The following is a 20,674-nucleotide window of genomic DNA, read 5'->3' on the forward strand; positions in this document are numbered from 1 at the left end:
ATTCCACGCCGCCTCCGCGCATCCAACGCGTGCCGACACGCGAAATGACGCACCGGGGCCCTGGTCACGCCGCTTGACGCTGCGGCCTATCCACGCAAAGGTGTTGCTATGAAACTCATCCTACGGCTTGCACTGACCCTAGCCTTCATTGTCCAAGTCGGCGCTTGCACGCCTACCTCATCGCCGTCGCGCAGCGGCGCGCACCCGGTGACCGAGCCCGAGCCAAACACGCCGACCAGCATTCCCAAGGCGCAGGCGCTACCGGAAAACGTACCGCCGATGCCGGACGAAACGCCGACCGCGACCACGCCGTGCGGCGCCAAGGAGTGTGCCAAAGGCACCGAATGCGTTGAATACTACGGCATTGCAGGCAAGGCGGGCGGCACGCTGTATAGCTGCGAGGTGCGTTGCAAATCAAATGCCCAATGCCCAACGAGCGCGCCGACGTGCAAGACCATCGCCGATGGTCCTGGTCAAGTTTGCCGCTAACGTCGTGCCGGGCTAGACCACGGCGATAATTTCGCCAACCTGGGCGGCTTCGCGTTCGCTAGCTTCTTCGTCGCGGGTCTCATCGACGGTTTCGTCGCCGCGAGCTTTGCCACAAAGGCGCCGCCCCAGCGGCGAGCCCGGGGTAACGACGACGATGCCGCCGGTGAGCTCAAGACCGCCCCCGGCGGGCGCAATAAAGTAGCGCTGTGCGGCGACGCGGCCCGCAAAGGCCACGCTCACCACGGCCGACGCGCTAATTGGGTCATCGTCAGCAAAATCGCGCAACGTCATGCGCGAAACCTTCGCAATCGCGGTTTCTAGCTCTTCCACGCGCTTGGCCTGCCCCCGCGCCAAGTACGAGAGCTCAATGCCTCGCGTATCTTTGTCGTTCTCGGGCTTGGCCTCGTCGTGAAAAGCGCCGTCGACCGAGGCCTGATAGGCGGCCTTAGAGGCGTGCAGCTGCGCCGTCAAGGCGTCGATGAGCTCGCGCTGCAACGTGGTCTTCATCGCGCGGGGCCTTGGTAGCTGGACGGCAAGGTGACGTGAACGGGCGCGCCGACCTACGCGAGCTGGTCGCGCAGCGTGCGCAATTGCGTTTTGAGGCTGCCGTCGTAGACGACGTCGCCGACCTTGGCGACGACGCCGCCGAGCAGGCTGGCATCTTCGCGCTTGGTGACGTCGAGACGCTTGCCGGTGAGTTTCTCCAGGCTCGCCGTGATCGCGGCAAGCTGATCGGCGGCGAGCGGCGCGAACGAAATAATCTCCGCGGTTAGCTTGCCCGAGCGCGCCTGGATCAGCGCGCGCAGCTCGCGGGCGATGGCGGCCAGCTCGCCGATGCGGTCTTTGTCGAGCAAAAGGTTCATCACGTTGCGCGTGATGGCGTGGGTCTGCACGCGCTCGAGCAGCGCGGTCAAGATTTTGCGGCGATCGCTGCGCGGAAACGCGGGGTTCGACATGCTGACCGCCAGCTCGGTCGAGCTGGCAAACAGCTGCGCGATCTTTTCGAGGTCGCTGCCAAGCACGGTGAGAATCTGCTGCGCATCGCCGATATCGACGATGGCCTTGGCATAACGACGCGCGACGCTTCCGGAACTCATGATGGCCTCCCGCTGCTGGCGCCAAGCTTGGCGTCAAGGTCTTTTTGAAATTGCGCCACGAGCGCGGTTTGATCACCGGCCGACGCGGCGCTGCGCAACATGGTTTCGGCGGCGGCGGCGGCGGCGACCGCCACCTCGCGCTGCAGCTCGGTGCGCGCCCGCGTGATCTCGGCGGCAATGCGCTGCTCGACATCTTTCTTCATCGCGGCGGCCTGTTCATCGGCGGCGGCGAGGATGCGGCGTTTTTCGTTTTCGGCATCGGCCTTCATGTCGGCGACGAGCTTGTCCATGTCGGCGGCCGAGGCCGCGAGCTTGGCGTCGTATTCGGCGAGCTTGGCCTGCGCGGCCTCACGCAGCACGCGCGCCTCATCGAGCGCGCTCTTGATGCCATCGCTGCGATCGGCGGCGAGCTTTTGCACCACCGGCCACGCCTTGGCGCCGAGGATCCACAGCAAGATCGCAAAGTTGACCAGCGCAAAAATAAACGGCGCCGACATCGGCGTTTCTTTTTCGCCACCGGTGAGCGGCTCTGCGTGGTCGCCCTCACCCATCTTGCCGTCGCCGAGCGGGCCGCCCGCGGCGTCGAGTTTTTTGTAGCCAAAGAGGCCGCCGGTAACCCAGTTGAAATTCTGCGATGGGTCATGGTGGCCATGGTGTGCCGCCTCGCCATGAGGATCTGCGGCGACGGCGTGTGCCGGCGTGTTTGGTTCAGTACCGACTTTGCGATTTGGATTGATCACCACGGGCGGCTCGGTGACATCGATGCCCCCGACGCGCACTTGCGCGGCTGCGGGCGCCGGCGCAGTTTCATCCGCGATGGCAACGCCTGCGATCAGCAGCGAAACGATGCCAACCGCAAGCCCAAGACGATGCGCAGGGGTGCGCAACGCAGCGACAAAAATCGATCGCATTAGATTTGCCTTCCTAACAGACGCGATGCCATTTGCTTGGCAAGCGCATCGGCGCTGGTCATTAGCTCTCCGCGCGCGGCAGTGACGTTTTTGCTCACTTGCGCCTGCGCCTCGTTCCACGCTTTTTGCGAGGTCGCTCGCGCGGTGTCCGTCACGTCGCGTTCGTGCGCGGCGGCGGCGGCGCGAATGGTGCGCTGCTCCTCGCCGGCCTTGGCCTTAGCCGCAGCCAACTTCTTTTCGTAATCGGCGAGCTTGGCGTCGGCCTCGGCGCTCATGTTGTGCGCTTGCGTGCGCGCACCGTCGATGCCCTCTTCCCGCCGTGCACGCAACGCGAGATACGGCGTAAACAGAAAGGTCTTGGCGACGAAAAACACAGCGACAAAAATGCCGAACTGGATGAAAATCGTCCAGTCGATATCCATCAGTGGATGCGCATCGCCGACGCGTGCCGCCAGCGCCGCGGACAGAGACGTAACTGCTTGTAAAGTCATGAGATCTCCGAAATGCTGGCGCGCTTATACGCCGCCGCCAAACCACGTGTCAATCCGCCCGGCATGGGGTCACGTACTACGTTAAATAACCCCGTGATTACAAAACGATACACGCGAAAGTGGTGGATTTCAGTTCAACCCTCTAGAGCGACCGCTGGGCAAGCCCAGCCTGACCGGCCAAATCTGCAAGCAAGCACTTTGGCCCGCATGTGCTTGAAATGAAGATGTTATTTCACCTAGTTCGTGACGCCTAACCTTGTGACGGTCGCTTGTCCACCCGATCTGCCTGTGCCAAGGTCCGCCGGCTCATGTTCGTCGTTCTATTTGCGCTCGCCGTGCTGGTGGCAGCCGTCTCGTGGCGGCCGCACGGGCTGGGTCCAGCGCTCGGCGCGCTAGCCGCCGTTAGCATCGCCGCGCTCGCCGGCGCCACTCACGCTGCCGACGTCATGACCGCGCTGCGCGCGCAGTGGCCCGCGTTCATCACGCTGGGGTCGGTAATGATCATGACGGCCACCGCCGAACGCATGGGCCTGCTCGAACGCCTCGCCGCGTGGATCGAGCCGCGCACGCGCGGACCGGTACGTCACGCGTACTTTGTCACCTTCGTCATCGCCGCGCTGGTCGCCGCCGTATTTTCCAACGACGCCGCCATCCTGCTGCTGACGCCCACCGTGATCGCGCTGCTGCGCACCGTGTATCCAAAACGCAATCCAAAGTTCTTGGTGCCGTTTGCGTTTGCGATCTTCGCCGCCGCGGGCGTTGCGCCGCTGGTCGTTTCAAATCCGATGAATCTAATCTTTGCCGAGCATATGGGGCTGAGCTTTAATCGCTATGCGCTCACCATGATTCCGGTGGCACTGGCGAGCTGGGTCGCGAGCTACTATTGTTTGCGCTGGGTGTTTCGCGATGCGCTCGCTGACACCTCGCCGGCGCTCGGCGCGTGGCCAAACGCCCCGGCGGCGCTCTCAGTGGGTGCCAAGCTCGTGCTCGCCGCGGTCGTCGCCGTGCTCGTCGCCTACCCTATTATGTCGTATGCGGGCGCGCCGCTGTGGCCGGTGGCAGCGGCAGGTGGCCTGGTGTGCGCCGCGGTCAGCTTGCGCGCAGGAGGCTCACTCAAATCGCTCGGCGATGGCGTTGCGTGGTCGATTTTTCCATTTTTGGTCGGCGTCTTTATACTCGCCATTGCGCTGGAACGCGTTGGCGCGGTCGATCTGATCCGCCAGCTCTACGCCGCCAGCGACGCGCCCATCGCCACGGTGGGCACGGTTTCGGCGCTCGGCTCGGCGCTGCTCAACAACCACCCAATGTCGGTGGTAAATGCGCTCGCGCTCACGGGCCTCGACGACGCGCACCATGTTTACACCTATGCCGCGCTCATCGGCGGCGACTTGGGGCCGCGGCTATTGCCAATGGGTTCGCTCGCCTCGTTGCTATGGTTTGAGATCTTGCGCAAACACCAAGTCGAAGTGCGCGTTGCGACGTTCATTAAGGTTGGCGTCGCGCTCACCGTCGGGCCGCTCGCCGCCTCGCTCGGCGTGTTGTGGGTGCTCGCGCGTTGGTAGCGTCTTCGCGCGGCGACTACGGCGTCTTCTGCCGCCAGATCGTACCGAACATATCGACCAGATCGGGAGTCTCCTCGACTTTGGTGAAGACGATCGATGGGACGACGTCCCCGGGGTTTGGCCACGTCGTTTCCATGGTGTCCGCTTGATCCAACCAGGTGCCGGTATTAATGATATCCGTCACCATGATCTCCGCGCGGCCTGCCTCATCGAGCAGCAACCATTGGGTGCAATTGATGCCGTTTTCTAAGAGGTCTTCGCATACCTGACCCGTCGCTAAGGTGTTCACGTAGCGATAGCCGACATAGGTTCGGGTTGGGGCGGTCGGTGCGGGGCCGGGTGGCGTTGGCCCGGCGGGGAGGTGTCGTCGGCCGGATCACAGGCGCCGAGAACGAGCATGAGTGCGGTGAGCAGGACAAGAGATCTGGTGCGCGACATACCTGGCCGCAGAGCAAGCGCCATACCAAATTGCGGATGCAGACCAACAAATGCGGCTGAGATTAACAAATCCGACATAATTTCCACCGATTGCAGTCCAACAATGGGGTCGCGCCTTGTTCAGCCCAGCCGCGTCGCGATCCCGAATTTCCGCGGAAGGCTCACCGACTGGCATAGAAATCTGAGGGGCTGCAGGTTGATTCGGCGGCCGTTCATTGGCCCGACGTAGGCCGGGACCGCATGACCACCCAGTGGTGAGTCGCGTTCCCATTTGGCCCGTACATTGCGGACAAGTGGCTGATTTTACGTAGGCAAAGCGACGGCCCGGAATCTGCATTAGCTATCGCCATGCGCATGAAATCCCGATCGTTGTCCTCGGTTCGCTCGCCGCTTGCCGCCGCACTCAAGCCGGCGCTCGACCTCAAGGCCGAGCCGCCGCGCAACGCCGCGCGCGCGCCGAGCGCCGAAATGAAGGCCCAGGTTGCCTACACGCTGGCGGCGCCGCAATAGCGCGCCCACGGCTCCACCTGCGTCGTCACTTGCGCCACTGTGCCGACAGCGGGCAATCGACCAGTCCCATGGCGAGCGCCATGCCGTCGAGCGCGTCGGCTTTGGCGACGCCGGTGAGTGGCTGAATGTCTTCTAAGAACTTCTTGCCCTCGGCCGAGTGAACATTTTTTCCGAGCCATACGGCCGTGTGCACGCCGCGCTCGCCCGGTGGCGCGTTGATGGCGCCCGAGCGCTCAAGCACATTGCAGATATTGTCGACGTCAGCGGCAAGCGGCGTGAGCACGGGCGCTTGGCCGGGCATTTGATTGGTCGCGGACGGCGGTGGCGCCGGCGCGGCAGTTGGCTGTGCGCTTACCGCTGGGGGATGTGGCGGTGACGTTGTCGATGACGGCCCGCAACTCGCAGCGCCAACCATCCCGCCCAAAACCAGCGCCATCGCCTGACCGCGCGCAACACGAAATTTTCTAATGCTCATATCGTCCTTCGGCTTGCTCACAACACCGGATCCTGTTCTTTATGGCGATACGGCGCAAGGTGGTACCGCCGCTCGATCACCGAGTGTAGCGCGTATAAAAGCGGCGTCATGGCGACGGCGACGATGACCTTGACGATATAACTCGCCACGATCATCGAGGTGAGCTGCGACGCCGGCAAGGTCGCGCCAAACGCGATGCCGATCACGACGCAGGTATCGACGAGCTGCGACACCACGGTGCTTCCGGTCGCGCGGAGCCACAGGTGCTTTTCTTGCGTCCACCGGCGCAGGGCGTGAAACACGCCGATATCGAGAAATTGCGCGATGAGGTACGCCGCCATGGAAGCGATCTGAAAGCGCGGCGTGCTGGCAAACACTTGGTCATAGGCCGCGGGCGTGACGCCCTTCCAATCCGGCGCATGCGCCATGGGTGCCCAGTCGATCCACGTCGCCAGGCTGATGATGCCAAAGGCCAGCGCGGTCATGACAAAGCCAATGAGGGTCACGCGCCGCGCCACCAGCTTGCCGTAATACTCGTTGAGTAAATCCGTGATCACAAACGTCAGCGGAAATGACAGCTGCCCCATCGAGATGATGAACGTGTAGCCGCCAAGCGTGGTCGCCGCGACCTTGCTCGCGATGAGGTTGCCGAGCAACAGGCAGGTGATAAAAATACAGGTGATGTAGAGCAAGACCAGCTCGCGCAGATCGAGCCGACCGGGGGGATGGGTCATGCGGCAATGTAGCGTGGGGGCATGACGGTGTGCAATGGGTGGCGTTGCTCGGCGCAACCGTGTTAGCACCGCGGCATGTCGGAATTCGGCTCGCAGCCCGTCGCCCCAACTATCAAGCTGCGCGCCTCGTTCATCGACCGCGTATTGGCGCGGGTGGGGCGCGCGTTTGGGCTGTTCTTCCTATGGATGTTTCTATTTCTCGGCATGGCCATTGTTCGCGTCGCCGTTGTCGACGCAAGCCATAAAAAAATGTCTGACGGTGTGGGCAATGCATTCATGTTAGTTAGCCTGGCGCTGACAATTATTTTCTTTCTCTGGGCGCGGCGTCGCCCGTTTGGCGTGCGCAAATCGGAGTTGCACCTACTTGACGATCACTACGCCGTCGGCAACGGCAAGCACATGTTTGCCTCGTCGTACGACAAGCTGCGCAAGCTCGAGGTGCGCGCGTTTGACGGCAGCGCCGCGGGTGGTGCGCTCGCGGGTTCGTGGGTGATTCGGCTGGTGGCGCCTGGCATCGGTGGCGTGCGCGTGACCGCGGCGCGTCCCGAGGCGATTGCCGCGATCGCGCATTTGTGGTCGCGGCGGCCTGACCTTGAACTGAATGCACCGGCACTGATGATCGCAGCGATCGAGCGCGAAGTGCTAGCGAGGCACGCGGCCAAGCAACGCCTGGCGGCGGTAGGTGACAGTAGTGATGCCACCGGCGCGGCGGAGATCGCGCCAAGTAATGAAGCCCACGACGTCCCTCAGGCCCCACACCTGGACCATGAGGTCTTTAAGCGCAAGCCGTGGGTGACGGGCGCGATTGCCGCGATTTGCGTCGTGCTGTTTGCGCTTGGAAAATATTGGGGCGATGGCCTCGATTCGGCGGCGCTGTGGCGGATGGGCGCCAACAGCGGCGAATACGTGCGCGAGCATGGGCAGTGGTGGCGACTGATGGCATCGGCGTTTTTGCACGCGAATCTCATGCACCTAGTGTTCAACATGGCTGCCTTGCTGACGTTTGGGCCTTTGCTCGAAAAGCTGCTGGGGGCGCCTCGCTACGTGGTGTTGTATGTTGCGTCCGCGCTCGCCGGTTCGCTCGCCAGCGCGTGGCTGAGCAGCGCCGGCATGTCGGTGGGTGCGTCAGGAGCCATATGGGGGCTCATGGCCGCCGGCGTTGCGCTCACCTTGTGGCCACGTGGGCTCTTGCCGGCAGAGGTGCTTTCGACGGCGCGGCAGCAGGCGATGATTCCGCTCGCGCTAAACATAATGTATTCGTTCAAACCCGGCATCGACGTGCACGCCCACTTTGGCGGCGGCGCGCTTGGCTTTGCACTGATGGCAGCGGGCGTGTTGACGCGTGGGATTGCGCCGCTGTGGGGAACAACCGTCGCTAATGTTGGCAGCGATGTAGGGGGTGAGGCACCCGGTGGAGCGGCACACGATTTTTTTGGCAAGCTCGCCATTGGGCTAGCGGTACTGTCATGTGCGTCGCTTGGCCTCGCGATGCAGAACGGCAAGCCGTGGGCGCTGCGCGAAGAGCCTGGGCTAACTTCGGTCCACATCAAAGAGGCGCGGCTTACGGTAGAGATCCCTGTAGAGCTTTTGACGGCAAAGGTGGTCGAAGTTAAAGGCGAGGCGACGATCACGGCGTTTGGCAATTTGGGTCGGTTTCCGCTGGCGGTTGAGGTGGTGGCCGAGCCGGTGGGCGAGAGCTATACGGCCGACGACGTGCCGCTGCTGCTGAAGGTCTCACGTAAACAGTTTGAGCAAGGGGTGCCAGCAAACATGAAGCTTGTTGGCGCGGTGACCGACGAAACCATTGCCGGCTGGCCGTATCTGCGCGCGCGCTATACGATTGGTGCTGAGGCCACGGTCGACGCGTGGCTTACGTTTATTGGCGACCAAAACCTGGTGGTACGCGTCTACGCGCCGACGGATTTGCCGGAGGCATGGGAGGCCGCGAAGGTCCAGATCAGCAAGAGCCTAAAGCCGGATGTTGCGCCCATGGTGCGGCCGGCGGAAGTGGTAGTGGACGCGGCCTTTTGGAAGGCGTGTAAGACGACGGTAGCGTTCGGTGAGCAAGTAGCGCTCGACTGTAGTGCCGTGTGGCTAAAGTATATTCCGCCCGCTGGTGACGATGTCGTTTTGTCTTCGAGCGAGCGAGAGGCCAATGTTGCCAAGATGCTGCTCGCTCTTGACGAGGACTACGAAGCAAAATCGCCGGTGCCGATTGTGCTCGCGGCACCTCACAGCACTGCGACCGCATCGCCTATTGTCAATCGCGCAGACGCAACCATGACCGTTCAGGGCATCTATGCGACTGGATCAAATGGAACGCAAGTGATCTGTCTAGATGAGCGACCGCCTGGTGCAGCGCAGCCTTCGTGTGCAGATCTAACAGCTCATTTGCTTGTGCACGGCGTGCCACAAGGCAAATAGGACGCGCGGCTAGCGGACACGTTGGCCAATTCAAATGGCCGACTTGGACAACTTGGGCACCACGCTCGCGCGCAAGTTGCGGTGATGCCTACGCGGCCGCGCTGGCACTGCGCGTGCAATGGCATTTGGCTCCCAGGAGGCACCATGTCCGCAGCAGATAAGAAAAGCAAAGTCATCAGCGAGGCCATCAAGGTCGTACAAAAGCAATTTGGCGCCGGCGCGCTGATGCGTCTCGATAGCACCGAGGTGGTGCAGGTCGACGTAATTCCAACGGGGTCGGTCGCCTTAGATGTCGCGCTCGGCGTCGGCGGCCTACCTCGCGGGCGCATCATTGAAATTTATGGGCCTGAGTCTTCGGGCAAGACCACGCTGACGTTACATACCATTGCCGAGGCGCAAGCGCGCGGCGGCGTGTGCGCGTTTATCGACGCCGAGCATGCGCTCGATACCGGCTATGCGCGGCGGCTCGGCGTGCAGCTCGATGATTTATTGGTGTCGCAGCCGGACTGCGGCGAGCAGGCGCTCGAGATCGCCGACACGCTGGTGCGCACCGGCGCAATCGACTTGATCGTCATCGACTCGGTAGCGGCGTTAACGCCTAAGGCCGAAATCGAGGGCGACATGGGCGATACGCATATGGCCTTGCAAGCGCGGCTGATGAGCCATGCCTTGCGCAAGCTGACCGCGGTAATCGCCAAGACCAAGACCGTGGTAATTTTTATTAATCAGCTGCGGCAGAAAATCGGCATCGTCTACGGCAATCCGGAAACCACGCCAGGCGGCAATGCGCTCAAGTTTTATTGCTCGGTTCGCTTAGACATCCGGCGCAAGAAACCGATCAAGCGGGGCGACGAGGTGATTGGCTCGGAGGTCAAGGTAAAGGTCGTCAAGAACAAGATGGCGCCACCGTTTCGCGAAGCCGAGTTTGAAATTTTGTTTGGCACCGGCGTCAACCGCAACGCTGAGCTTATCGACACCGCGGAAAAGCTCGGCATCGTCGAAAAATCCGGCACGTGGTATTCGTACGACGGGGCCAAGCTCGCCCAAGGCCGCGAAAAGGTATTGGCGCACCTCGAAGATCACCCCGAGCTGGCGCTGCGCCTACGAGAGTTGCTCATCACCCAGTCGCGCGCCCCAGTGGCGCAGGCGTAGCGGCGTAACGCAGCACGGAGAGGTCCAAGCAAAGCATCCAGGGAGGTGGCATCCCGATTAAGGGTACAGCTGGCCCCTTTGCGATTTACAAACACCGGCGGAAACAGGCTACCGCACTAGCCAGCGCATGGCGCCTGAAGCGATTTTTCTATAGTGTTTTCAGTTAGTTAAAAACCGGACCGAATGGCCTTCCGCTTGCAAAGCTGTAACAGAACGATGCGACCATCTGTCAAACGATCTTCTACCGTTCACGGCTGCGTCGCAATGGCACTGCTGGCCGCGGGCTCGGCTGGTTGTCTCGACCAGGTTGGCGGCGAACGCGGGGCTGCCGGTCATGGTGACAGCAAAAATGGCGGCACCGCTACGTTGGCACATCCCTCTGTAGGTCGCTTCGGCTCGCTGGTTTCCCAATGCTCTGGCGTGCTCATCGCTCCGACCTACGTACTGAGCGCGGCCCACTGCGAAGCTGCCGCAGGCATCTTCGTTATTGAAAAAGAAGATGGCACGCGCATCACGCGAGGCGCCACGAGCTTGGTTGCGAATGCGAACTATGTTCCAGATATTAAATCGTCTGAAAACTTTCAATTCGACATCATGGTAGTCAAGCTCGATGAACCCATTGACGACGTCGAGCTCATGCCCCTCGCCGATGCCAACCCTGCACCCGCCGATCTCGTCGAAATCATCGGCTATGGCGACACCGCGTTTGGCAGCCTCGATAGCGGCATCAAGCGCAAGAAGGGCGTCATCGTCGAGTCGGTAGACGAACACCTAATACATGTCGTGCCGTCATCCGAGGGCATGACTGACGCTTGCCACGGCGATTCAGGTGGCGCCATGCTGAGGCTAGAGAACGACATCATTGTTCAGACCGGTGTCATCTCCTACGTTAAAAAAGAATGTGACTCGACGCACGCGGTGTCGGTTTCAAGCTGGCGACCTTGGATCGCGAGCGCCATGGAATTGCTCGCGGCGCACGTTGAAGTTGAGTAAGGGTTCAACGCGGTCGGCAAGGTTTGCCTCAAACCTGTTCCGCAGGCAATTTCAATTACAGGCGATACTTGGCCCAGAACTGCATCTGAGCGGCAAAGTCGGCCTCGTCGGAGACGCCGCCATTGCGCCGATCTGGGGCAAATAGGGTCATCGAATGGATACGCAGCGACATGCCAAGCAGGACCTTGCCTAGGTTCAAATCACCCCCGAAGCCAATAAACGCGACCGGCTTGGTGTAGCGCTCGCTGCTAGTCACGATGTCGCCAAGGGTTACCTTGGTAAACTCGCCGCCAAGACCGACATGCACGTTGGGCGAGATACGTTTGCCCGACCACGCGCGGGCGCCCACCGCCCCGGAGATCAGCATCGAGGTCCGGTCAATCGCCCATTCATTGGCGTCGGCGTCGTCTGTCGCAAGCCAGCTATCAACAAAATACGCGTCGAGACCGACCTCGGCATACAGCGTGTCACTAAACGCATACTCGCCAAATACGCCGATGCCGTTCATGCGACACGCGCGCCACTGCGTTTGGCCGTCGCGCGCACTCGCCGCGTCGCGAAAGCCATAGCCGCCGAGGCGTGCGCCGACGCTGACCTCGGCATGGGCATGTCTGCCGCTTCCATCAATGGCCATCGGCGCCGCAAACGCTATGGCCATTGATAACGCAACCGTCGAAACTCGAAACGTCGTGGTGATTTCTCGCTGCTGCCACATGCCAACCCCCTCTTTCGCTAAAAGCGCAATCCCAAGAACGCACTCGGCCACGCCCTGACGCGAACGATGTCTCCATCGCCACGCGACAGGTAAGTGCCGCGGCCTATAGAAAATGAACTATCCGTGCCGTCGTCCGAAATGTAGACGTTGCCGACGACACCTCCGATCAGCGCGACGCTCGCAAAGCGATGTGCATACGTCACGCGCAGTTGCGGCAGCAAGCTAAGCTGGCCCGAGAAACTCGTGCCGTGCCCGACATGCCACGTCATGAGCTCAACGTCTAGTTGCCCTGCGCCGAGGCGCGCGCCGCGACCCATGCCAACGCCGTACATCCAGATCTGATCGTCTTGTGTCGACGTCGTCTCGTCTGTGCCCCTATTGCCGGCGACGCCATAGATGTTGTGCCATTTGCGCGAGCCGTGGCGAATAATAATAGCGCCTGTTTGATCGCTATCGAAGGCGGCTTCGATTTCAGTGCGCCCGCCGGGAACAAAATTGATTGCGCCAATCGAAACGCCATCGTCATCGCGGCCGGCAATATTGATGACGCCGATTTGAACGCCACTGTTCGACTTTACAGCGATATTTACGGCACCGAGCTGTAGCCCTTCAACCTTATCAGCGACGTTGAACGATGCGATTTGCACGCCTCGTACAATTGCCGTGCCGTTGACCCATCCCGCCAGCTGCAGCTTTGGTGAGCCGATCCACGAAGCGTTGCTAACCCCAGCGATCTGAATATCAGCCGACCACGCATAGTTTCCTCCGCCCGCAAGCTGCAAGCCTGCGTACCGGGCCATGTTGCCAACGCCTGAAATCTGCCAGCCAGCGGACTGGTCGGCGATGCTGAACAGGCCCGCAACTTGAACCGTGGCCGTTCGAGCGAGCGTACCAAGCCCAGCCACTTGAACCGCAGCGTGATGTTTGTCGGCTCTTGCTGCCAACCCGGCGAGTTGCAGGCCGTCGACATCGCCTCGCTCGTAGTCAAGCAGGCCGCTTATGCTTAACGCCCGTGAACCACCGGAGACGCCGACCAGGAGATCGAGCGAGACATCGTGCGAGCGTTTGCCCGTCCGCCCGTAATCCATCGAAAGGGGCGGCACTAGGCCAATCGAAAACGGCGAGTGATCTGACGAATGCGGCGCCGTCGGCACCGAGGCGGCTAGGCCAAGCTCAAGCGTTGGTGCTGGTGGCATGGCGGCAGCATCGACGGGGCTTAGTGCACCTGGAGCAGACGACTGCGCCGGCGGGCCCGGTTCGGCGACAGCCGGTGGCGTGGGCGCCGGTGAGGCCAAGCCGGCGATCAGCGCCGCGGCCTCATCGCGCACCAAATTGCCGGCGAGCAACACGGTAGCCTGCAACCATTGCGCGGCGTCATCGGGCAAGAGCAGCCGCCGTTCTCGAGTTTCGCCGCGTGTGCCGACGACTCGTACGAACACGGATTTCCCGGCTGCATCAAACGCAATTTCGATGCAGAGCGCGGGACAAATCGCGGTGGCCGCGACCAACGCAATCGTCGTTTTCAACTCGACATCGAGTGCCGTCGCAAGCTGCGTCGTCGATGGCATGCCCGCTACATCTGCCCCAACGATGCGCGCGTGCACCTGATCCGCTGCCGGCTGAGCCATCGCATGGCCCGCTATGCCCAAGCTTGCCAGCAGCGCCGCCCCGCGTATCGCTAGACTCCGAGAGTTGCCCATTACCACTAGTGCCCGCTACGGATCGATTTGTTCAAGCGGTTGCGATTTTTTACGTTCTGGCTCGGGTGCAGCGCGGGTCAAGGCCTCGATTAGCGCAGCGGCCTCGCGTTGGCGATACCCTGATGGCGAGACCTGCCTGGAAGCAAACGGCGCCAAGGCCGCGGCCGCTTCGTCGCGGCGTTCGAGACGGATAAGCGCGAGCGCGCGATTGTAGCGGGCCTCGACCGCAAACGCGCCAGTTGGCGCAAATGCTAAGTAGGTGTCCCATGCCTGCAAGGCGCGCGCTGGCTCGCCACCGCGAAAATGTAGCTCATGCGCGGCTGCGAACATTTGTTGTGCCTTGTCTGGCTTTGCGCGCGGCGCCTGAGCCTCCATGGCCGCCGCCGTAAGAAGCGCAGAGGTTTTCGCCGGCACGTTCGTCACTGTCGGCTGCGCCACAGGCGCAATCGGTGCCAGCGGCGCAACCTCGCGGCTTGTATCGTGGTGGCGAACGCCGTCCTGCGGCGCCGGCTCCACCTTGTTGCGATCATCTCCACCCACCCCGAGAAGCGCATCCCATACCGGGATCAAACGGCCCGTGGCCGCGGCCCAGCCGAGCGGCGCCATAACAAAACAGGCGCCCGCCACGACCCAAGCCAATCGCGGCGTAGCGTTCCACCACCGTAGAGGTACCTCCTCGAGCAGCTTTATTCGCGTTTGCCGCGCGAGCACCTGATCGTCAGGATTAACCTCGGCTCGCACGGCATCGATCGCTTGTGCCAAAAGATCGTCGGGCTCGCGCTTCACGGCAACTCTCCTTGTAGGTCGCGCAACCGTTCGCGCAACTTCTGCTTGGCGTAAAACAGGCGGCTGCGCACCGTGCCCTCACTGGCGCCGACCAGCGCCGCAACCTCAGCGCAGCTGTGCTGCTCGATTTCGGACAAGACAAAAACGGCTCGATGATCGAGCGATAGGTCATCCAGCGCGCGCCACAAATGTGCCGCCAGCCGCCCTTGCTGTAACGCTTGCGCGGGTGAAGGCGCGACCACCTCGCCCTCCACGCCGTCACTCACGTGCTGCGCCAGCTTGGCCATCGCCTTACGCCGGCGCGCCGCCGCGCGCACATAGTGACGCGCATGGTTGAGCGCCACACCAATTAGAAAGCTGCGCAGCGAAGCGTCGCCGCGAAAATGCCTCAACGTCTTGGGAAGTGACAAGAAGGTCTCGTGAACCATATCTTCTGCGACTTCGGCGTCGCCGACGAGGCGCTGAGCAAAGCCGCGGACCACGGCGTGATGCGCCTCGTAAAGCTTGCCCAACGCGCCGCGATCCCCCGCACGCACCCGCTCCACCAGATCGCTCGTTGTGGCGTCGATCACGCATTCGGCGGCCTGGTCAATGGCTTGGTCGGTCACTAGTTGCGCCCCGGCGGTCTCAAACAGCGACAATCTCAGTAACACATAGGCTAGTGCCCGCGGCGGATGATTATGTTCAAACAATGTTTTCGCCTTGCCATCGGCCATGCTCTGCCCCGATAGTGCCGCCATGTTACTAGCCAAATTCCGTGTCATTGCCGCGCCCTGCGCGATTGCCGTCGCCCTCTTCGCCTCCGCAAATATCGGCTGCGGACGCGCGCATAATCCGCAAGGCATGCGCCTCATGTGGGCCGGCGAAAACACTCCACCGCCCGTGTCCCCCATGGTGGCGGCGGGATTCGCCCAGCGCCGCTTGCGCCTAGCCCCGACGGTCGAGTCGCGTCCCGACGGTTTTCAAATCGGCGTCATCGCGAAGTCGGGGACCGTGGTACGCGGATCGCTGCCGGTCGCTCCTTTTGTGCAGGGCGTCTTGTTCGATCGCCTCACCCGCGCTGGCGCGCAGCTGTTGGCCGGCGATGAGGAACTGGTCCTCGCCAGCGAAATACTTGAGCTAAACGTCACCGAAAGCGAGCGCTTCGAGGCCCGCGTCTCGTTGCGCCTCTCGCTGTTCTACGGTCAACAACTAGTTTGGACGCACATCTACCTCGGCACCGGCTCACAGTGGGGGCGAGACCACGATCCGGACGTGTTTAACGAGGCTGTTTCCGAAGCGCTCGACAAAGTCATCTACGACTTCTGCCAAGACGACGCCTTTGGCGCTGCACTGTTTGGCGAGGCCGCGCCGGCCCTGCCTCCGCCACTACCTCCGCAACAATAGGTGCGTCGATCTAACCAGCAACGCTCGGTTCAAGGTCCAAACGGCGGAGAACTGAACGCGGACACGCTAGTGTCCGAATGCTGGAATCGTACGCTTGTGTTTCGTCAGAGCCAGGCCGCGCCATCCCCTGGACGCGCGATGCGGCAGGCGCATCCGTCTGGATGTAACGAGGCTCGCGAAGCCGTACACCGGTCGATTATTGTCTCCGGCCCCACCCAATGCGTTCAGTTTAGCTCACGCGCCAGGTCATGCCCTCGGCGAGCAACGCTTCGAGCTTGCCGCGACCTTTGGCGGCAATCGCGTCGGCAACCTGGCTGTTAGCCATCGCTTCGTACGACGGCTTCTCCACTTTGTAGAGCACGCCAACTGGTACGGGAAACTCGGCAGCGGTAAGGCTCGCGAGCATTTGCGCGTAGCCGAGTGTGCCGTGCGCGCGATGCATTGATACAGCGGGATTCTTAGCGTCGACCACAGCAGCCTGGAAGTCTTGTCCAATCGCGACGCCTTTGGTGCCACCGGCAAATAGCAGCGGCTCGCCGTCGCGTAGCACGATCTGGCGTCCCGGCGCATCGTCGGTGATGGCCTCCCAGATGCCGTCGTTAAACACCGGGCAATTCTGCAAGATCTCGATAAACACGCTGCCTTGGTGGTGATAGGCCTCTTGTAATACCGTCGCCATGAGCTTGGCATCGGTGTCGGCGACGCGCGCGACAAACGTGGCGCCGGCGGCGAGCGCCAGCGCGAGCGGATTAATTGGGTAGTCCAGCGAGCCCATCGGCGTGCTCGCGGCCTTGGTGCCCACCGCCGAGGTCGGCGAATACTGCCCCTTGGTCAGGCCGTAGATCTGATTGTTAAACAACATGATCTTCAGGCCGACGTTGCGGCGAAGCGCGTGCATCAGGTGATTGCCGCCGATCGAGAGACCATCGCCGTCGCCGGTTACGACCCACACGTCGAGCTCGGGACGCGCCATCTTGAGGCCGGTCGCGATCGCCGGCGCACGGCCGTGAATGGTGTGAAAGCCGTAGGTGTTCATGTAATACGGAAAACGGCTCGAGCAGCCGATGCCCGAGATGAACGTCGTGGTCTCGCGAGCGACGCCAAGCTGCGCCAGCGTGCGCTGCACCGTCGCCAAGATGGCGTAATCGCCGCAGCCGGGGCACCAGCGCACGTCTTGGTTGCTCTCGAAGTCTTTTTTGGTCAGCTTGATGAGTGGCGTGGACATGGGGTTTCCTCGCGGGATTAGTGGACTGACTTGCCTTCGAGCAGCTTGTTCACCGCGTCGACGACTTCGGCCACCTTAAACGGCTGGCCTTGAATCTTGTTGAGGCCTTGTGCATCGACTAAGTATTCGCTGCGAATCAGGCTGCGCAACTGGCCCATGTTGAGCTCGGCGACGAGCACGTGCTTAAACTTGGTCACCAGCCCAGCGAGCTCGGGCTCGATCGGGTTGAGCCACCGCACGTGTGCGTGTGTCACCCGCTTGCCTTGAGCGCGCAAGGATTCGACGCCAGCGCGCAGCGAGCCGTGCGTGCCGCCCCAGCCAATTACCAGCACGTCGCCACTGCGCTCGCCGTAGACATCCATCGGCGCGATGTCTTGCGCAATTTTCGCCACCTTAGCCGCGCGCGTATGCGTTTGCTTTTCGTGATTGGCGGGGTCGTAGCTGATGTTGCCAGTAAGCGCGTCTTTTTCGATGCCGCCGATGCGGTGCTCAAGGCCCGGCGTGCCCGGAATCACCCACGCGCGCGCCAGGTCTTCGTTGCGCGCATAGACGTTGTAGCCGGCTGGGTCGGTGCGATGCACCACCGGAAACGGCGCCAGGTCTTTCACATCCGGCACCGGCCACGGCTCGGTGCCGTTGGCGATATAGCCGTCCGACAACAACATCACCGGGGTCATGTATTTGATCGCGATGCGGATCGCCTCAATGGCGGCATAGAAGCAATCGCCTGGAGTTTTGGCGGCAAATACGGGCACCGGGCTTTCGCCGTTGCGGCCACAAAGAGCCTGCCAAAGATCTGATTGCTCGGTCTTGGTCGGCAAGCCGGTCGATGGCCCACCCCGCTGCACATTAATAATCACCAGCGGCAGCTCGGTCATCACCGCCAGGCCCATCGCTTCCATCTTGAGCGCGATGCCCGGCCCCGACGACGCCGTCACCGCAACCGCGCCTCCGTATGCCGCGCCGATGGCCGCGCCGATGGCCGCGATTTCGTCTTCGGCTTGAAAGGTGATGCAGCCAAAGTGCTTGTTCTTGGCAAGCGCGTGCAAGATGGCAGAGGCCGGCGTGATCGGATAGCCGCTAAAATAGAGCGTTTTGCCGGCTAGTTCGGCGCCGGCGATGAGCCCGGTCGCGAGCGCCTCGTTACCAGCAATATTGCGATAAAAGCCCGGCGTAAATTTGGCCGGTGGCACGTGATACGTGTGCTGGAACAGCTCGGCGGTTTCGCCGTAATGATAGCCGGCCTTGAGCACCGCGATGTTGGCGGCAGCAAATTGCGGCTTCTTGGCGAATTGCGCCTCGATGCGCGCAATCTCCGGCGCGAGGTCGCGGCCGTACATCCAAAACACGAGGCCAAGCGCAAAAAAGTTTTTTGAACGGCCTTTTTCCTTATTTGACAACTCCGTGGCATCGAGCGCGGCGGTAGTGAGCGCCGAGATATCCACTGTATGAACTTTATAAGGCTCGAGGCTACCGTCTCCCAGTGGGTTGACGGCGTAACCGGCCTTCTTGAGATTGGCCTCAATAAATGTCCCGCCGTTGATGATCAGCATGCCGCCGACCGGCAGGTCTTTGAGGTTCACCTTGAGCGCCGCGGGATTCATCACGACTAAGACGTCGGGTGCGTCGCCAGGGGTGAAAATATCGCTCGACGAAAAGTGGAGCTGAAAGCCCGACACCCCTGGCAGGCTGCCGGCAGGCGCGCGGATTTCGGCGGGAAAATCCGGGAACGTCGCGATGTCGTTGCCGGCCTCAGCGGCGGCCTTGGCAAACTCGGTGCCGGTGAGCTGCATCCCGTCACCCGAGTCGCCCGCGAAACGAATCACCACCCGATCGAGCGTTTGAATAGACTTGGTCATGGCTAAACGCGGCGACCCTACTCCCACGGCCCCGCAATGAAAAGGCCTATGTCGGCGCCCCCTCGCTGCGACAAACTACGCAGTACGGCATTCAACTATTTGTATTTAATTATCTTTTAGGGGCCTGGAGTGACCCTATAGCGCTTCGAGGTTGGGCACGATGATGATTTCGATGCGGCGGTTTTGCTCGCGGTTGCTGTCGATGTCATTGGGGGCGACGGGGGCGAATTCACCGTAGCCGGAGGCCGCGAGATTGGTCGGCGCAAAGCCGGCGTCGACGAGAAACTCGACGACGGCGATGGCGCGCGCGGTGGAGAGGTACCAGTTGTTTTTGTATTTCTTGTTGTGCCTCAGCGGCACGTTGTCGGTGTGCCCAGCGATCATGAAGCGGCGGTCGCGAAATTCATGCAGCACGCTTGCGATTTCCGCAAGCGCGGCCAGGCCCTCTTCGCTGAGATCTGCCGAGCCACTGGGAAACAGCACGCGCGAGGGCAAGTTGATGATCATTTGGCCGTTGCGAAACGACACGTCGAGGCGGCCGGTGTCGACGAGCTGCGCCAGCTTGGCTTGCAGCGAGCGATAGGCCACCAAGCCTTTTTCGGCCGCGTCGCGCTGGCGCTTGAGCTCGGCGAGTTCCGCCTCGGTTGCCTCCTTCTCGCCGCGCACGCGCCCGAGTTCGGCCTCCTTTTCGCCGCCCTCGACTTTAACTTTCTCGAGCTCGCCGGCCACCGTCTTAAGCGTCACTTCTTTTTCGCCGAGCGCCGCGGCCTTTTCTTCCGCCGCGGCACGCGCCACCGCCAGCTCGGACTCGGCTGCATCGAGCTTGGCCAGCGTGGCCTCGTGCGTCGACTTTTTCACGCAGCCGCTGATTGCGAGTTGCACAGCGAAGATGACGCCTGCCAGCGCAAATACCCGCGAGTTAACTGAGCACCAAGGGCGTGAAGGCACATGATCTTTCATGTGCGAGCTATATCACAGCGGGTCAATTCAGCGAAATGCCGACGCCAACGCCAACGCCGCTTACCTCGCCATCGCGCTCATTTTGCCTAGGCTGCGCACCCTCGGGCAGCGCGCCAAAACCGCGGCGATCGCGCTCGAAGTACTCAAGGTACACCTCATATGCCCTCTTGCTACGGCCCTTGCGGTACCACAGCGAGGCGCGCGCGTTGAGATCTTCAAAATCGCCGGGGGCGCTGCCCCACGTGGCGCTGGCTCCGACCGGTGTCCATTGCACGCTCGCCTCGACATCGATGAGGTTGGGCACAATCACGGCCGCGGCACGGCCGCGAAAATAGACGTAGGACTGCACCAGCCCGATGCCGGTGCCAAACGAGCCCCCGAGGCGAAACGAGCCTGGCGCGCCGCGGCCGATGTTGAGAAACGTCACCGGAAAGCCAATCGAGCCCCACAAATCGTTGGGATTCAGCCGCAGACCCATGCCGTATTCGATGCCGTGGAAATTGCCATACGCCGACGGTGCGCCGAGCCAACCGCCCTCGAACGTCACGTTTAGGCCCATCGCCGATTCGGTCTTGCCGTTATCGATCTCATTTTCGAGCAGCGGCTTGCTGCCGAGAAAAGCGCCTAGGGTAAGGCGACTGCCGTGGTAGATGCCGACGGCATTGGCGCGGCCGTACCAATCGCCGTTGTTGTCGGCATGCGCACGGCGTGCCCAGACGAGGGATACCAAGACTAGCGTCGTCACGACGGCCATCGCCGCAAACGTA

At 61.9% G+C, this 20,674-nt stretch carries 22 protein-coding genes; 7 read left to right on the forward strand and 15 right to left on the reverse strand.

All coding sequences use genetic code 11. From position 1 onward, the window contains the following. Positions 1-108 precede the first annotated feature (108 nt). A complete protein-coding gene (locus tag IPL79_13240) occupies positions 109-489 on the forward strand; it encodes a hypothetical protein (GenBank protein MBK9071949.1) in 381 nt (126 codons plus the stop codon). Positions 490-501: 12 nt separating this feature from the next. Here IPL79_13240 and IPL79_13245 read toward each other — a convergent pair whose 3' ends face one another. Genes IPL79_13245 through IPL79_13260 form a run of 4 tightly spaced genes read right to left on the reverse strand, consistent with a single transcriptional unit; the run spans position 502 to position 2,988 of the window. Beyond that, on the reverse strand, positions 502-996 hold the full coding sequence (locus IPL79_13245) for a transcription elongation factor GreAB (GenBank protein MBK9071950.1): 495 nt from the start codon (positions 994-996) through the stop codon (positions 502-504). A 53-nt stretch (positions 997-1,049) separates the two neighbouring features. Next, entirely contained in the window at positions 1,050-1,586 is a 537-nt protein-coding gene (gene atpH / locus IPL79_13250; protein ID MBK9071951.1) for an ATP synthase F1 subunit delta, read from the reverse strand. Beyond that, entirely contained in the window at positions 1,583-2,497 is a 915-nt protein-coding gene (locus tag IPL79_13255) for an ATP synthase F0 subunit B (GenBank protein MBK9071952.1), read from the reverse strand. The genes atpH and IPL79_13255 overlap by 4 nt, the downstream gene beginning before the upstream one ends. Then, a complete protein-coding gene (locus IPL79_13260) occupies positions 2,497-2,988 on the reverse strand; it encodes a hypothetical protein (protein ID MBK9071953.1) in 492 nt (163 codons plus the stop codon). The genes IPL79_13255 and IPL79_13260 overlap by 1 nt, the downstream gene beginning before the upstream one ends. 269 nt (positions 2,989-3,257) lie before the next feature. Between IPL79_13260 and IPL79_13265 the strand changes: the two genes are divergently transcribed. Beyond that, positions 3,258-4,550, forward strand: a complete 1,293-nt coding sequence (locus tag IPL79_13265; protein ID MBK9071954.1) for a hypothetical protein — start codon at positions 3,258-3,260, stop codon at positions 4,548-4,550. Positions 4,551-4,566: 16 nt separating this feature from the next. On the opposite strand, the gene IPL79_13270 is transcribed toward IPL79_13265, so the two are convergent. Continuing rightward, positions 4,567-4,839, reverse strand: a complete 273-nt coding sequence (locus IPL79_13270) for a hypothetical protein (protein MBK9071955.1) — start codon at positions 4,837-4,839, stop codon at positions 4,567-4,569. A gap of 503 nt (positions 4,840-5,342) precedes the next feature. Between IPL79_13270 and IPL79_13275 the strand changes: the two genes are divergently transcribed. Next, positions 5,343-5,498, forward strand: a complete 156-nt coding sequence (locus IPL79_13275; GenBank protein MBK9071956.1) for a hypothetical protein — start codon at positions 5,343-5,345, stop codon at positions 5,496-5,498. Positions 5,499-5,523: 25 nt separating this feature from the next. On the opposite strand, the gene IPL79_13280 is transcribed toward IPL79_13275, so the two are convergent. Beyond that, positions 5,524-5,973 carry a hypothetical protein gene (locus IPL79_13280; GenBank protein ID MBK9071957.1) on the reverse strand — a complete coding sequence of 150 codons (450 nt, stop codon included), beginning with the start codon at positions 5,971-5,973 and terminating at the stop codon, positions 5,524-5,526. 17 nt (positions 5,974-5,990) lie between these two features. After that, a complete protein-coding gene (locus tag IPL79_13285) occupies positions 5,991-6,707 on the reverse strand; it encodes a queuosine precursor transporter (GenBank protein ID MBK9071958.1) in 717 nt (238 codons plus the stop codon). A 75-nt stretch (positions 6,708-6,782) separates the two neighbouring features. On the opposite strand from IPL79_13285, the gene IPL79_13290 reads away from it, so the two are divergent. The 3 genes from IPL79_13290 to IPL79_13300 all read left to right on the forward strand — a co-directional run bounded on the left by IPL79_13290 (position 6,783) and on the right by IPL79_13300 (position 11,276). Further along, positions 6,783-9,131 (forward strand): rhomboid family intramembrane serine protease, encoded by a 2,349-nt coding sequence (locus tag IPL79_13290; protein MBK9071959.1) that lies wholly within the window; start codon positions 6,783-6,785, stop codon positions 9,129-9,131. 144 nt (positions 9,132-9,275) lie between these two features. Next, positions 9,276-10,283 (forward strand): recombinase RecA, encoded by a 1,008-nt coding sequence (recA, locus tag IPL79_13295; protein MBK9071960.1) that lies wholly within the window; start codon positions 9,276-9,278, stop codon positions 10,281-10,283. A gap of 264 nt (positions 10,284-10,547) precedes the next feature. Further along, a complete protein-coding gene (locus IPL79_13300; protein ID MBK9071961.1) occupies positions 10,548-11,276 on the forward strand; it encodes a trypsin-like serine protease in 729 nt (242 codons plus the stop codon). A 55-nt stretch (positions 11,277-11,331) separates the two neighbouring features. On the opposite strand, the gene IPL79_13305 is transcribed toward IPL79_13300, so the two are convergent. The 4 genes from IPL79_13305 to IPL79_13320 form a co-directional block, all read right to left on the reverse strand. Then, complete coding sequence (locus IPL79_13305) at positions 11,332-11,991, reverse strand: hypothetical protein (protein ID MBK9071962.1); 660 nt, start codon at positions 11,989-11,991, stop codon at positions 11,332-11,334. Positions 11,992-12,008: 17 nt separating this feature from the next. After that, positions 12,009-13,619, reverse strand: coding sequence for a hypothetical protein (locus IPL79_13310; protein MBK9071963.1), 1,611 nt, complete (start codon positions 13,617-13,619; stop codon positions 12,009-12,011). 87 nt (positions 13,620-13,706) lie between these two features. Beyond that, positions 13,707-14,477, reverse strand: coding sequence for a hypothetical protein (locus tag IPL79_13315; GenBank protein ID MBK9071964.1), 771 nt, complete (start codon positions 14,475-14,477; stop codon positions 13,707-13,709). After that, positions 14,474-15,217 (reverse strand): RNA polymerase sigma factor, encoded by a 744-nt coding sequence (locus IPL79_13320; protein MBK9071965.1) that lies wholly within the window; start codon positions 15,215-15,217, stop codon positions 14,474-14,476. Before IPL79_13320 ends, IPL79_13315 begins: the two co-directional genes overlap by 4 nt. Here IPL79_13320 and IPL79_13325 point away from each other — a divergent pair. Then, positions 15,216-15,863 carry a hypothetical protein gene (locus tag IPL79_13325; protein ID MBK9071966.1) on the forward strand — a complete coding sequence of 216 codons (648 nt, stop codon included), beginning with the start codon at positions 15,216-15,218 and terminating at the stop codon, positions 15,861-15,863. The two genes, IPL79_13320 and IPL79_13325, sit on opposite strands and share 2 nt — an antisense overlap. A 229-nt stretch (positions 15,864-16,092) precedes the next feature. On the opposite strand, the gene IPL79_13330 is transcribed toward IPL79_13325, so the two are convergent. The 4 genes from IPL79_13330 to IPL79_13345 form a co-directional block, all read right to left on the reverse strand. Further along, positions 16,093-17,088, reverse strand: a complete 996-nt coding sequence (locus IPL79_13330; GenBank protein ID MBK9071967.1) for a 2-oxoacid:ferredoxin oxidoreductase subunit beta — start codon at positions 17,086-17,088, stop codon at positions 16,093-16,095. 17 nt (positions 17,089-17,105) lie between these two features. Next, the gene (locus IPL79_13335; GenBank protein ID MBK9071968.1) at positions 17,106-18,947 is read right to left on the reverse strand and encodes a 2-oxoacid:acceptor oxidoreductase subunit alpha; all 1,842 of its coding nucleotides are present in this window, start codon (positions 18,945-18,947) and stop codon (positions 17,106-17,108) included. 135 nt (positions 18,948-19,082) lie between these two features. Next, positions 19,083-19,805 carry an OmpA family protein gene (locus tag IPL79_13340; GenBank protein MBK9071969.1) on the reverse strand — a complete coding sequence of 241 codons (723 nt, stop codon included), beginning with the start codon at positions 19,803-19,805 and terminating at the stop codon, positions 19,083-19,085. 124 nt (positions 19,806-19,929) lie between these two features. Continuing rightward, positions 19,930-20,661 (reverse strand): hypothetical protein, encoded by a 732-nt coding sequence (locus IPL79_13345; protein MBK9071970.1) that lies wholly within the window; start codon positions 20,659-20,661, stop codon positions 19,930-19,932. Positions 20,662-20,674: the final 13 nt, after the last annotated feature.

It is taken from the genome of Myxococcales bacterium (genome assembly GCA_016716835.1).
Taxonomy (GTDB): Bacteria; Myxococcota_A; Polyangia; order Haliangiales; family Haliangiaceae; genus JADJUW01.